General features: G+C 37.7%; 12 protein-coding genes. 1 reads left to right on the top strand and 11 read right to left on the bottom strand.

Annotation, left to right across the window (positions count from 1 at the left end; all coding sequences use genetic code 11):
- Nucleotides 1-7: 7 nt before the first annotated feature.
- From ACWM35_RS12470 to ACWM35_RS12495, 6 genes are all read right to left on the bottom strand, one after another.
- Entirely contained in the window at nt 8-1,528 is a 1,521-nt protein-coding gene (locus tag ACWM35_RS12470; protein WP_454818841.1) for a spore germination protein, read from the bottom strand.
- A gap of 236 nt (nt 1,529-1,764) precedes the next feature.
- Nucleotides 1,765-2,973, bottom strand: coding sequence for an ATP-binding protein (locus ACWM35_RS12475; RefSeq protein ID WP_454818843.1), 1,209 nt, complete (start codon nt 2,971-2,973; stop codon nt 1,765-1,767).
- 714 nt (nt 2,974-3,687) lie between these two features.
- Nucleotides 3,688-4,494 (bottom strand): hypothetical protein, encoded by an 807-nt coding sequence (locus ACWM35_RS12480; RefSeq protein ID WP_454818845.1) that lies wholly within the window; start codon nt 4,492-4,494, stop codon nt 3,688-3,690.
- A 266-nt stretch (nt 4,495-4,760) separates the two neighbouring features.
- The gene (locus ACWM35_RS12485) at nt 4,761-5,969 is read right to left on the bottom strand and encodes an ATP-binding protein (RefSeq protein ID WP_454818847.1); all 1,209 of its coding nucleotides are present in this window, start codon (nt 5,967-5,969) and stop codon (nt 4,761-4,763) included.
- Nucleotides 5,970-6,087: 118 nt separating this feature from the next.
- The gene (locus ACWM35_RS12490; protein ID WP_454818849.1) at nt 6,088-7,698 is read right to left on the bottom strand and encodes a hypothetical protein; all 1,611 of its coding nucleotides are present in this window, start codon (nt 7,696-7,698) and stop codon (nt 6,088-6,090) included.
- Nucleotides 7,699-8,019: 321 nt separating this feature from the next.
- Entirely contained in the window at nt 8,020-8,754 is a 735-nt protein-coding gene (locus ACWM35_RS12495) for a glucose 1-dehydrogenase (protein ID WP_454818851.1), read from the bottom strand.
- A gap of 182 nt (nt 8,755-8,936) precedes the next feature.
- Here ACWM35_RS12495 and ACWM35_RS12500 point away from each other — a divergent pair, with 182 nt between their 5' ends.
- The gene (locus tag ACWM35_RS12500) at nt 8,937-9,521 is read left to right on the top strand and encodes a TetR/AcrR family transcriptional regulator (RefSeq protein WP_454818853.1); all 585 of its coding nucleotides are present in this window, start codon (nt 8,937-8,939) and stop codon (nt 9,519-9,521) included.
- Between the two features lie 108 nt (nt 9,522-9,629).
- On the opposite strand, the gene ACWM35_RS12505 is transcribed toward ACWM35_RS12500, so the two are convergent.
- The 5 genes from ACWM35_RS12505 to ACWM35_RS12525 form a co-directional block, all read right to left on the bottom strand.
- A complete protein-coding gene (locus tag ACWM35_RS12505) occupies nt 9,630-10,358 on the bottom strand; it encodes a hypothetical protein (RefSeq protein ID WP_454818855.1) in 729 nt (242 codons plus the stop codon).
- A 753-nt stretch (nt 10,359-11,111) separates the two neighbouring features.
- Entirely contained in the window at nt 11,112-11,858 is a 747-nt protein-coding gene (locus ACWM35_RS12510) for a GntR family transcriptional regulator (protein ID WP_454818857.1), read from the bottom strand.
- 130 nt (nt 11,859-11,988) lie between these two features.
- Nucleotides 11,989-12,810: a PfkB family carbohydrate kinase gene (locus ACWM35_RS12515; RefSeq protein WP_454818859.1), complete on the bottom strand. Its 822-nt coding sequence runs from the start codon at nt 12,808-12,810 to the stop codon at nt 11,989-11,991.
- A gap of 2 nt (nt 12,811-12,812) precedes the next feature.
- The gene (locus tag ACWM35_RS12520; protein WP_454818861.1) at nt 12,813-13,667 is read right to left on the bottom strand and encodes a carbohydrate ABC transporter permease; all 855 of its coding nucleotides are present in this window, start codon (nt 13,665-13,667) and stop codon (nt 12,813-12,815) included.
- A 2-nt stretch (nt 13,668-13,669) separates the two neighbouring features.
- Nucleotides 13,670-14,554: a carbohydrate ABC transporter permease gene (locus tag ACWM35_RS12525; RefSeq protein WP_454818863.1), complete on the bottom strand. Its 885-nt coding sequence runs from the start codon at nt 14,552-14,554 to the stop codon at nt 13,670-13,672.
- Nucleotides 14,555-14,622: the final 68 nt, after the last annotated feature.

Here is a 14,622-nt window from a genome sequence, read left to right on the forward strand (position 1 = left end):
TTGGGAATTATTCAGAATTTAGACCTTCCTCAGGATCTTGATTGTCCTTGGGCTCATACCTTTTCTGAGTAAGGGGTCTTAAAAAAGAGGGACGTTTTTTCAGATTAGGATACCGCGGCCTGCTAAAGGAATGAATGATTCCACCTTTACGATACGGGTATAAAGGTAACATATAGGGATTACCCAATGATTTTAACCGTATCAAATGTCCAATTAAAAGGATGATTCCAATATATATTCCGAATCCCCCATATAAAGCCGCTAGTAGTATAAAAGGATATCGAAGGATTCTTACCGCATTGGACATTTTATAGATGGGTGTCGTAAAGGAAGACAACGCAGATAATGCCACAATAATTAATAGGATATTACTGGTTAATGCTGCCTCAACGGTTGCCTGCCCAATGACAATCCCCCCCACAATCCCGAGTGTTTGACCAATTTTCGTTGGCAGTCTGGCTCCCGCTTCCCGCAGAAACTCAATCGTTAATTCCAGAAACAAAACTTCCAAAACGGGCGGAAACGGAACATTGGCCCTTGAATATATAATAGGTCCCATTAAATCCTTTGGTACGACCTCAAAATGGTAGGTTAAGACCGCTACATAAAAGGAGGTCGAAAAAATTGAAAACAACATCCCGATAATTCGGATGAGTTTAAAAAAAGTGGCGACAATCCAGGGCAAATAATAATCTTCTGGAGATATAAAAAAATCCATGATAGTGGATGGTCCTGTCACTACATAGCAAGATCGATCACTTATGAGCGCTACATTCCCCTGTACTAATGCATAAATAGCTCTATCGACTCTCTCGGTTGTCACATATAAAGGAAAAGGCGTGTAACTATGATCCGAAATCACTTGTTCCAATTGAGTGTTATCCAATAGAATATCAAGATCAAGATCTGTAATCCGCTGACTTACAGTCTTCACATATTCCGGATTTGTGACACCCTCTAAATAAGAAACCACTACCTTTGTTTTCGTTCTCGTTCCAACTTCAAACTCTTTAAAGATAAGATCAGCTGTCACGAGCTCACTTCTTAATAAGTGAAGATTCGTAGCGAGATCCTCGATAAAACCCGTTTTTGGACCAATGACACTAAATTCACTTTCTGTTTCATTGGTTTCCCGCTTGCCATAGCGGGAATTCACCAAACTAGCAAGGGCACAAGCATGTGAATCATCATTGAGTTGGATCATGACATGGCCATCATGAAGACTCTTTTCTACCTCTTTTCCATCGTTCGATATCTTCACTTCTTCAATGGGTATATAACGCTTGATATCCTCAAGCTTGCGGATGGATTCAATGTTTTCCAAAAGGCATGGGAGGAAAGTTTGATGAAATAAATCTATATTAATGAGCGTCTGGTAAAAACTAATGGTCACTCGATTATTGGACTCAATCGGTGAAAAACAAGTAAAGTCACTTGATCGTTTCGCCTTTTCAAAAACCTCATCGATCGTTTTCGACTGTGTCTCATACTTGCTAGCACTTATTCGTTTATTTCTCCTTTTGAACATTGCTTCCACCAATTTCCCAAAATATTGTAAAACCAACCAATATTAGTATGTTTCAACTTAAACAAATTATGTTTCTGTTACATACAGAATTTGGCTTATTTTTTCCTTGTGAACCACAGGGACGGTTCTCATGGCACAAAAAAAGCCAGCAAACCGTCTTGTCACCGGGACGGTTCTCATGGCTTTTTCATTTCATTCACTTTTCATTTACAAAAAAGCCAGTAGAACCGTCCCCCCTACAACGACGGAAAGCGTATCGTAACAGTCGTCCCCCGGCCTTCAGCAGTTTGAAAATCAATCTTTCCTCTATATTTTTCAACAATTTGAAAGCAAATCATCATCCCTAATCCCGTCCCTTTGCTTTTTAACGAGTAAAAAGGAGTCCCTAGAGATTGTACCTCCGTTTCAGACATTCCTCGTCCTTCGTCAATGACTTTGATGACGACAGATTGTTTTTCCCTTTCTGCTTTAACAAGAACTACATCACCCGCATTGGAAGCCTCAATGGCATTTTTAATAATATTAATAAATAATTGTTTAAGCTCGATGTGATTCGCAACAATATAACAATCACCAGTAACCTTTAATTCGATCTGATTATCATTTAAATGTCCATATGAATGAAGCAAATCTGTTACACTCTGAAGAATACCGTTAACATCCACCGTTTCATTGACTTTATCTTTATCAGGTTTAGCAATCGTTAAAAATTGATTGATTACCTGTTCCGCAATATTTAATTCATCAATCATTAAGGAAAAATTTTTCCTTTGCTTCTCGCTAAATAATTTATCTTGCTCATAAAATTGCAAAAAGCCCTTCACGACCGTTAATGGATTTCGAATTTCGTGTGCTACAGCAGCTGCTAATTGCCCGGTAATTTTCAAGCGCTCCGCCTGTTGAATTTGTTCGTAATATTGCTTTTGTTTTTGTATGCGCCTATGCGTTAAATAAAAGATAAAATAAATAATGACTTGTGTACCAGTAAAGTTTATCAAATTCCCCATGATATCTTGTTTGATATAGGGATATTTCAGCCCCTTATCAATGAACTGTATATAACCAAATAAAGATAGGATAGTTACACCGTTTATCCATAATGATAGGTAAAAGCTCTTCGTATCAAAGAACAATATTGAAAGAGTTGGAATAAAGCATAGAAAAATAAACGTTGTCCATGTGTCTGGATATAAAAAGAAAAGCAGATAAAAGTAAATGGATACGATAAGAATAATAAGTTCCCTTAATAGGTCCACAGGTTTCTTAGGATAAAGCAATAAACAGATCGACAAGAAAAACACCAATAAAATATGTAAGATAGAACTGATATTCCATTCATCAAAACGCGGGTTTTTATTGAAAAAACCCAAAATCATGATCACTATTACAATCAAAACCACAATATAATATATTTTTTTGTTTAAACGATGATTAATTTCCTTCATACTTACCCCTTATTTTTCCAAACTAATTCCATTATAGATGTTATAGGGAATGAATACCATAAAAGAAAATAATATCCTTTTTTAATACCCAGTAAGTGAATTACACACAATAGGCAGTTGGAGAAAAATGGTATAATAAGAGGGACAAAAAACTATTGGATTGATTATTATTTACTTCCGCAGTTGGAAGAGGAATAAGGAGTGTCGAATTATTTTAGGAACTATATTAGCTATCTTAATTATTTTGTCTATACTGGGAATCTGCTTTTTTATGATGTACTGGGGAGTTAGCCTAATCTATAAAGCTATGCAAAAGTCAAAAAGGAACGTTGATACAGAGTTAATGAGGGAAATATATTCTTTAAAAGAACGTGTTGAATTGCTTGAAAGAAAACTAGATACCAAATAGATTTTTCTATTACAAAAAAACAACCTAGGATTTCCACCCTAAGTTGTTTTTGTTTATTTTACATTGTGGTTATTCAGCTATCATGAAAAAAGCCAGTAGGGAAAAGCCAGTAGAAACCGTCCCCATGGTTATGGATTTGATTATGAGAAGTAGGTTTTCATTTTCGGATAATTATTCCTCTCCTAGACAGGAAGTTTACCAGCCGGCATTACTAAAACCATTCTATAAAATACATAAGGTTAGATAGGAGAAAATTATAGTGAAGGGGTAGGTAATAACCATATCCCACCCCTTAGCTATCCATCTTATTCACCTGGCATAGATAAACCTATTCCATTAAAAAAAAGCTCGTTATCGGTTGTTACAAATGCTCTAATGATATGATGATCAATAATGTACTTTATGACCTCCATATTTAAATCTTGATCAAATCCCACCTCATCTGGTTCACCTAAATAGGACAACACCTCTTGCTTCGTTTTAAAAATGTCACAACGGATTATTTCTGTAAGTACAGAATCATGGTAATCGTAATTACTACTATCATTAAAAGTAAAATGAAGAATTAGACCGTCATATTCAATATCAAAACCATTTCCATTAGGGTTATCCCCCAAAGGCTGACCAAGGAGATCCAAAATTTCATCTAAATCAGCACCCAATGATAAATATTTTCCATTATAATCGACAATTTGATCCATCATTTCTTTCCGCTCGATTTTTTCAGTTGGTTCAGAAGATGTTTCCTCTTCTACTGAAAGAATATTTGCAACCTTTCCCAACTCTTCCGTAGGATTTAATTGACGTGGTGGTTGTGCAACTGTAAATTTTTGGTCTTGCTTATCTTGCTTTTCCTGAATATAATCTTTTAAATATTTTGCTAGCTCATCATTTTTTGGCCTAAGGCCACTTTCAAAAATATAGTGGCCCATCTTCTCTTCCCCCCAGGTACTAAAACTCAAAACCAGAACGGTTATCAATAGGCGTTTAAGTGATTTCTTTCTATTCTTCTTAAAGATAAGTAAAATTAAGAATATCAAAAAAGCTAACGAAGCAATTCCTTTCAAAATCCTTAATGACAAACCTACCGTTGCAACTACCTCAAAACTCACAACTCTTCCCCCTATTAAGTACAAAAAATATTCTATGTAATCTAGTGAAAAAATAAGACTTATATGAACCTTAATTTTGCACCTCTTTGAGTCACTTAGCTCAAGAAGCCAGTTTTCCTTTTTACAACCTCTCTGATCTCTTCTCGTGTTCCCCTCCCAACAACTATAGCTTAGTGCAAAAAACTGTTTTTATATAAGGTACCCCGCAAAATTAAGCAATCCCTCACTGTGGAAAGCAAGGGACTAATTCAGAAAACATTATAAAATTACAACGCCGGAAACCGTATCGTCACAGTCGTTCCTTGGCCTTCAGAAGTTTGAAAATCAATCTGACCTTTATATTTTTCAACAATATTAAAGCAAATCATCATTCCTAAACCCGTTCCCTTACTTTTTAATGAGTAAAAAGGAGTACCTAAAGAATTTACTTCTGATTCAGACATTCCTCGTCCATGGTCAATGACTTGAATGACAACACATTGCTTTTCCCTTTCAGCAGTCACAAGAACTAAATCACCCTTATTGGAAGCCTCAATGGCATTTTTAATAATATTTATAAATAATTGTTTTAGCTCGATGCTGTTCGCAACGGTATAACAATCACCTATTACCTTTAATTCGATCCGATTATCATTAAAATGTCCATAGGAATGAAGCAAATCTGTCACACTCTGGAGAATAACGTTAACATCCACCGTTTCATAGACTTTATCTTTTTCAGGTTTAGCAATGGATAAAAATTGATTGATGACCTGTTCAGCTATATTTAATTCATCAATCATTAACGTAAAATGTTTTTTTCCATTCTCATTAAATAACGGCTCTTGCTCATATAATTGCAGGAAGCCTTTCACAACCGTTAGTGGATTTCGAATTTCATGAGCAACAGCTGCTGCTAATTGACCCGTGATCTTTAAACGTTCTGCCTGTTGAATTTGTTCGTAATATTGTTTTTGTTGTTTGACGCGCCTATCTGTTAAATAAAAGATAAAATAAATAATCATTTGTGTGCCAATAAAGTTTATCAAATTTCCCATGATATCTTGTTCGATATAAGGATATAGCCGCCCTTGATCAATAAACACTATATAACCAAATAAAGATGATATTACGATACAGTTTAAAATTAAAGATAGGTAAAAAGCCTTTGAATCAAAAAACAAGATCGAAAGGGTAGGAATAAAACATAAAAAAATAAACGTAGTCCACGTATCTGGATATAAGAAGAAAAGCATATAAAAGTAAATAGCCGCTATAATGATGATAGAGATTCTTAAAAAATCTGCTTGATTCCTAGCATAAAGCACTAAGAAGATTGACAATAGAAACACCAATATACTATGTATGATATAACCAGTATCCCATTCACCAAAACGTGGGTTATTGATGAATAAACCCAAAATCATCATTCCTAATACAACTAAAATCACAATATAGTATTTTTTTTTATTGAAATAATTATTAAATTCCTTCATACGAACCCCTTATTCTTTCCAAACTACTTCCATTATAAATATAATGGAGATTGAATACTAGGAAAGTCAAGGATCAAGACCATATCCTTTCCATAATATAGCTTTATATTAGGAATAACTATTCTAAAGCCAAATTATCTGACATCTCCTCAAGAACGCTTTTCAAGGCTGATCCCATTTCATCTTGTGAAGGAATAATTATTTTTTTCCGTTTACTAACTTCACTTTCAACATGTTTTATTAATAGATTTCTCGCAAATTCAATCCGATCAGGACTAGCGAACATTTCCTTTAAAGTAGATCCAGTCAAGTCATTTTTTAAATGATCAATAATCCTTTCCGCTTCCCTCTGATTTAACAAATAATCTTCTGCAAGTTTAGTAAAAACCTTTTCTATTGTTCGTACCATTTCATTTGCATCATCTTCAATAAATTCACTAAGAACCACATTTGAAACCTTATTCGCAGCAGTTCCACCAGCAAATGACCCAAGTAATCCCCCAACAATTCCTCCAACGGCAGTCCCGATAATTGGAACAGCTGAACCTATTGCTGCACCTGCTGCTGCGCCTCCAACCCAACCGGCAGTACCTCCAGCTACAGTAGATGCTGTATTGGCTACATTTTTAAACAATTGCGCTCCTGATATTCTTCCTCTAAATATATTTACTACGTCCACTGATGATAAAACCACTACAGATACAGCACCAGTTATGGCATTGCCTCGCAACATTTTGGCAGCACTTTTCATAGCAGCAGCACCATAGATATTACTACCACTTCTAAATGCATTAACCAATAATGCTGAAGCTTTAGGCCCCATAATATTTACGATAGCTTCTGAACTCCCTACCAAAGCGCTATTTAATCCAACCTTCGATAATTGGCTGGATAATACGGCAGTTACAAAAGTGGTTCCACCTACTTTTAGCCCTGAATAGGTTGCAGATTTAATAGCTGTATTAAAATCTTCCCCATTCCAAATACATGTAGCAAAGGTTAATACTGTACTTATCCCAAAGGCCGTGGTTGCGATAATGGCACCATTAACGGCATCAAAGATAATAGACTCTACTGTTCCAGCCTTAGCAATATTTTTAGCTTGTTCATAGGTAAAGTGACCCTTTCGAACAATATTCTCTGCCTCAAGGGGGTCAGTAACCCCTGGAACTTCACCCTTTTCAATGCGATTTTTCATAGCTTGAACAGCAGCTTCATATTTATCAGATGGAACCTCAATTTGCATGGGTGTACCATCTGGATTTAAATATCTAAACTTTCCACTTTCAAAGCATTCGGAGATACATTTACTTCCACTGTTACAATATTTCGTTTGGATATTGACTCCATTTACAGATCGGTCTGCGCCGTTTTTAATAATCTTACCCGTTGCAGTATCTAAATCCTCCCCCATTAGTTGGACATTTTTTTCCGTCATTTTATCAAAAAGATGGTTTGCCCTTTCTGCCGCAAACCCGTGTCCTCTTGGAGTATTAAATTTATCCATACCATATAACGTACTTGCATTACTTACATTTCCATAAATAATCCCACTTGTATTAGAACCTACTATTTCAATTATTCCTAGATCGATCTTATTTTGGATATCTTTTAAAGTTTTTTCAATATCATACCCGTTTGTTTTATAATATTCTTTAACTTTTTTCTCTCCAAGTCCCGTCTTAGCTTGGTTATCCTTTATACATAACTCATCAAAATCACTATACATAATTAAAAATTCCCCCAAGGCGATGGCATTTGATTACTCCGATTATTATAAGAAACTACGCAAGGAATGTATGAGTCTCTTTGGTTATGAGTACAACAGATCCTTAAACTTATCATCTTAAAATACTCCTAGTAAATTATTCCTGATATTATTTTACTAAAATTTCTCAATTACGAATAGAATTAATTACCAACGGATTAACCTTGCGTGGAATTTGCTTGGTCGAAATAAGGTATTGAGTCTCTTAATAAAGATAGATAAAAATAGTTTTTTCTATAAAAAAAACAACTTAGGACTTCTCCCTAAGTTGTTTTTACATGATTACATTGCCGTTATTCCACCATCAACGATGAATTCCGCTCCTGTTGAATAGCTTGACTCATCCGACGCTAGGTAAAGTACGATGTTGGTCACTTCTTCAGGTTGGGCTACTCGTTTTAACGGAATATGCTTCGCAAATTCCTCTACCGCTGCTTTTGTATCTTCTTGGACGACCATTGGCGTCGCGATTACGCCTGGGTGTACGGAGTTAACTCGGATGCCGTAGTGGGAGCATTCCATTGCCGCAGCTTTTGTAATGCCGCGTACCGCGAATTTCGTATCGGTATATCCAACCGCGCCGCCAACAATACCATTGATCGAAGAAATGTTCACAATCGAACCGCCACCTGCTTTTTGCATCGATGGAATCACGGTTTTCATCCCTAAAAAAACAGATACTTGGTTGATATCAACGATACGACGGTATTCTTCCTCTGTTGTTTGTAGGATCGACTTCGCCATCGTAATACCTGCATTGTTTACTAATACGTTAACGGGTCCAAATGCTTCTTCCGCTTTCGCCACAACCGCCTGCCACTCTTCTGCGTTTGTCACGTTTTGCTTGATAAATAAAGCATTTTCACCTAATTCACTTGCTAATGCTGCACCTTTTTCTTCATTTAAATCCGTGATGACCACTTTCGCCCCTTCTGAAACAAAACGGCGGGCGTGAGCTGCCCCCATCCCTTGTGCCGCACCAGTGATAATTGCTACCTTACCTACTAAACGAGCCATAAATGACTTCCTCCCCTAAATCGTTTCAAAAACTAGTAAAATATATTTACAATATAATTATACTACAAATGTAAATTAACAGATAAATTTAAAGTTGTCAAAGAAAGAGAACTCAAAAGCGGTTCGTCATGTTTCATGGTATACTTTTGGAAATAATGTTTCAGGCAAGGTGGTTTAATCAAGTGGCAAATGAAGACCGTCGTTTCATCAGAACCCGGGGCAATTTAAAGAAAGCGATGTTGGAGCTTTTAAAAAAGAAGGATTTTGCAGAAATCTCGATTACAGAAATTGCAAAAGTCGCCAATTGCAATCGAGTGACCTTTTATTCGCATTATAAAAGCCATTCGGAGTTATTGGCGGATATTTTTCAAGATTATTTACATGAACTTGTCCAATATTATCGGGAGAGTTTTAAGGGGAAAAAGTCCTTCTCTTTAGCTGATCCCTCGCGCAACATTCCCATCTTTGAATTTGTCTATCAAAATCAATTTGTATTTTCGCTCATGTTAATGGGAGAGGTGATTCCAGGTTCGCAAAATATCTTTTGTGACTCCATTTCCACGATCAGCCGAAACGATTTGAAGTTGAAAGAGGATGTGTTATTTGATATCGAAGCTTTCAACTCCTATTATACATACGCCTTTTTAGGCCTGATGATCTACTGGATAAAAGAAAACTTTAAAAGTTCACCTGAAGAAATGGCAAATAGAATATCGGCCCTTCATCAAACAACATTGGGTGAGGTTATGGTTAAAGGTACGGAATAATAGCCTTACAGGGAGTCAAAGATTAGCCGGATTCTCATAAGTAGAAATAGATAGAAAAACGCTTGAACCTAATTCATTCAAGCGCTTTTCTTCACTCTCTACAACCTCTTAATCCCTCGCATTCACAACATTCACACTCACCGCATATCGACTGTTCGGCAGATAGGCAATTTCCAGCGGTTTTCCGGATAGGTTTTCTTTGTAATAGTTCCTTGAAATGTTCAGGTTATAGACGTCGATAGTGAGATCCTTAAATTCCAATTCCATGAGATACACAGGTCCATAGTCGGGATCATCGTATTCTTCGCCGATTGGCGTCGCGACCAACTTTTCAAACTGCTTATTCTCATAGACTTCCTTATCCTCATAGAGAAGCACCGAGACTTCGATAAAGTCATAGCTAACAGACATCATCACACCGGCGAACAATAAAAAAACAATCTTGCCAAGCCAGTTTCGAATACCAATAATTAATCCGATAAAAATCAGGCCGAAGCAAAGACACATGCTCGCAGAACAATACGCACCAACGATCTCCGACCAAATGAAATTCTCCTCAATGAACTCAGAAACACCCCATAAGATGGACGCAATTATCAAAAAAACAACGCCAATCATAGCAAATATACCACCTATGATTTCCATCTTATTGCCACCCAGGTTAAGACGGCGCCTTGCCTTCTTTTGATTGCCCACTGGCACTATTTTCTTTTCCAACTCTATTTCTTTCCCAGACCTTTTTTGTTTCGCTAGATTTTCCTTCTCTTGTTTTTTCTTCTTCCTGGGCATCTTTTGCTTCTCTGGCCTAGTTTTCTCTTTTTCTAGTTTTATCGCCATTTGCCCCACTCCCCTTTTTTAAAAAATACCATTATTTCTAATACGCTCTGATAACCGAGCGGTTTCTAAGACTTATGTCATAATTTCACAAATCCGGATTAAGGTATAATTTCCTAATCTTGCTGTTCGTGTTGATTTTGAGATATTTGTACATGATGTAATAAAATGATGGTATGAATGAGAGAAGGAAGGTTTATAAATATATCTGAACCTATAAATAAAAAGAGTAACAATTATTTTTCTATGCACTTTATCTACCAATACAAGTAAAAACATACATAGAATGTCTATATGTTTTACTCACCTATTTAAAGGCAATAATATCTTTCCATTCATAAACCTTACCTGCCCTTTACATTTTCACCCTAAATTATTTTTTATGTGTGTTATATAGGAGTGTTGATTTTACTGTGTTTAAAAAATAAACGGATAAATTCCGGCTAAATTGGGAAATACCCCTATTTCCCTAGGAATAAGGGGAGTTTTTCCGCTTAAGTCTCCGGAACCCCTGGATTTTGACTTATTTAGGGAAGTTAGGCGGAATACCTCCGCTTATTTCGAATTATTTGGCTTCCTATTTTAGATTAACAGGAATTTTTCCGCTTATTACGCTTCCTCTCGTTACGTGAACCGGAATATTTCCGCTTCTTAAACTTCCTCTCGAAAAAGTAGCCGGAAAATCTCCCACTATCAATGCACATAGAAAAAAGGGCCAGTGGTTCACCACTAGCCCAACTTATTCAACAAACGAACTCAAGTATCCATATCCACATCAATATAAAAATTCACCTTGTTTGCTAACAGATAGTACCTCGAGTAATGGACAGGGGTGCCTTTCTCATTTTTAATCAGCTTTTTAATTTGGATGATAGCTTCCATTCTCGGGATTTCAAGGAGCTTGCTCATTTCCAGTGAAGGGTGGACAATCTCCATTTCCTTTCGCGCATTTCCGAACTTGATGCCATAATCTTGACGAATAATCTGAAAGGTTGAGACATTATCCTTGATTTTTTCCGATATGCCAGGATATAAATCACAAGGAAAATAAGCATAGTCCACACTAAATACACTGTTTCCATCCCGAATTAACCGAACCAATTTGACCACATCAAATGGCTCTTGACGGTTAAATTGCTCCATTAGTTCTTCGTCAGCGCTTACAATTGAACTCTCCAGTACTTCTTTCGTAAAAGCATTCTCTCCTGTTGATAATCCCTCTGTATAACCTAATAAATTGAGAATATGAAGCTTCTGTTTGAGACTTTTCACAAAGGTGCCTTTGCCATGGATAATCTCAATAACCCCTTCTGCTGCCAGTTCCTTCAACGCTCTTCGAATCGTTATTCTACTAGCCGCAAAGGTCTCACATAGTTCATTCTCATTGGGTAATTTCTGGCCTGAAACAATCTCGCCTTTTTGAATCATCTCCATAATGCCACGTTTTACTTGATCATATAGAAACACCGGGCTCTCCACTTTTACCGACTTTTCCTTCGTCATAATTTACCTCTTTTAAAAGATTTACTTACTTTAACTATACCTTACTTTGAAGCGGAATTAAATGAATGACCACTCATTTTTTAGAAAATAATAGCCACAACACGTATTGTGCATGGCTATTGTTCTTCGCCTATTCTAACTCCTTTGGATATCCAAAGCCGCCATAAAACCCACAGGTAAGACTGGCTCTTTCGGCCGCAAATGCTAACGCCTCCAGCAGATTCCGGCCATTATAGTAAGCCGTCAAGAAGCCGCCGATAAAACTATCTCCTGCCCCCATCGTATCCACAACCTCTGTTTCCAGCACTTCCTGTTCATACCGAGCACCTTGATAGAGAAACAGCGCAGGCTTTGAACCACGGGTGATCCCCACTGATTCCAGTTGATACTTGGATACCTTATCGATTAATGCCTCTAATTCATCTTCACTTAAATCTGCCCCTGAAAAGAATCCATGCCGAATATATGGACAAACCTTTTCCAGATAATCAGAATCTCTTTTATCGGAAAAATCAAAGGACACCGGAATGGCTTGCGACAAACGAGGCAGCTCTTCCTCCAGCGATGAGTAGCAGCTCGTATGGCACACATCAAATCCTTTTAAAACTTCGAAGTCCTCATCAATCAGCTTTAACTTCATGGAATGCTGCACCGTATTCCTCGGACCGCCGACAAAGACCCGGTCACCATCCTCCGTCAGATTCACGCGCGGCTGACCGCTGATTCCCTCAACTATCCTTGAGCCCTGATACGAGATTCCCTCTAGATCGAGGACATTTTTTAAATGAGCCGCTTTATCATCGGTAGCGAAAATCCCAATATAGCGAACTTCCTCTGCTCCCGACCGCTTACAGTTGACGGCCACATTCACACAATTTCCACCAGGATAATACTTTCCCTGGTCCAAATAACAATCTACGACATTGTCGCCAATCGTAATGATTTTCAACATCATCACCCTTTCACAGAGCCTTCAGATAATCCTCTGACCAAATATTTTTGTAGAAAAATGAGCAGGGCCACCATCGGTAAGGAGGCAATTACCATTCCTGCCAGCAGAACTCCCCAATCCGTCCTTAGTGCATCTCGAAAGTTCATCAGCCCTGATGGAATCGTCTTCAGCGCTTCCGAGTCAATAAAGATCGTGGCAAATAAGAACTCATTCCAAGCATGAAAGGCGGTTAAGACAAGCGTTGTCAGGAGGATCGGAACAGACATCGGAAGATAGATTCTTCGATAGATCCCGAATTCGCTGCAGCCATCAATGATCGCCGACTCTTCCAGTTCTTTGGGGATACTTAAAAAATAGCCGCGCAACAACAAGATCGCGAGCGGTAATCGATAAGCAATGTAGGTCAAGATTAACGCCCATCTGGTATTCACTAAATCAAGCGCACTGAGAATATTAAACAACGGGATTAACGCCACTTGCGGATTCATCATCATTCCGCCGATGATGAAGATAAGGGACAGGTCAATCAGTCTCGTCCGATATCTCGCCAAGGCAAACGCTGCCATCGACCCGATAATTAACACCATGATAATCGTCACACCTGTGACAAAGACGCTGTTGAGAAAATAGCTAGAAATCCCTTTCGACCAAGCAAGGGTATAGTTTTCAGTATGCCAAATACTCGGTAGTCCCCAGACATCATTATAAATCTCATCATAGCTTTTCATCGAGGAGATGACCATCCAAATAAGCGGATAAAGGATGGTGATGGCAAAGGCAACGAGCATCAGCATCGTGAAAGACTCGCCGGCACCAAACTTGCGGATTTTTTTCGGTGATTTGCTAACGATCGCCATTTCTAATCATCCTTTCCCGTACGCGACAGTCGAATTTGAACCAAGGCCAACACGGCCGTTATCAGAAAGATAATCATTGCCAATGTCGACGCATAGCCCATATTATCCTTCACAAACCCCGTCTGATACATATGTACCGACATCGTCATGGAGCTGAAACCTGGTCCTCCATTTGTCAGAATATAGGGTTCGTTGAAGACCAGCATCGATCCGGTAATGGTCACTAATGTATTAACAAAAATAGCCTCTCTTACTTGCGGTACTGTGATACTAAAGAATTTTCTAATTTTCCCCGCACCATCTATATCAGCAGCCTCATAGAGGTCTTTTGGAATTTTCTGAATTGCAACGATGAATAACATCGTAATAAATCCTATACTTTGCCATTGCGACATTGCGATCACCGCATAAATGGCTGTAGTCGAATTGCCCAGCCAAATCTTCGCCAAGCTCTCTAGACCCACTAATTCTAAAAAACTATTGAGAATACCCATCTGTGGGTTGTAAATAAAACCAAATAGTAATGCAATAACGGAAATGGAAATCATAACCGGTATGAAATAAACCACTCGAAAGAATGGGGCCACTCTACTAAATACTTTATCTTCTAAAATATAAGCTAAAATTAAAGCAAAACCCACTTGTAAAATGACGGAAACAACGGCGTATTTCACGTTATTTAAAAGGGAAACGCTAACAACCTTGTCCGTTAAAAGCACCTTAAAATTCTCCAGGCCGACAAACACTTTCTCGTTTGAAAAAACAGAGAAGTCAAAGAAGCTATTGTAAAAGTTTTGTATTAGTGGTAAATAGACAAACACGAGCAGAAACACGACACTCGGCAGCAAAAACAAAATAGGCATCATCTTAACTTTCTTTCTACGCATTGACCCCGCCCCTCATCCATTAAACTGATTATATCCATTCCCTAAGACCCTGGCCTAATTGCTAGAAT

Source organism: Neobacillus sp. K501, assembly GCF_053749995.1.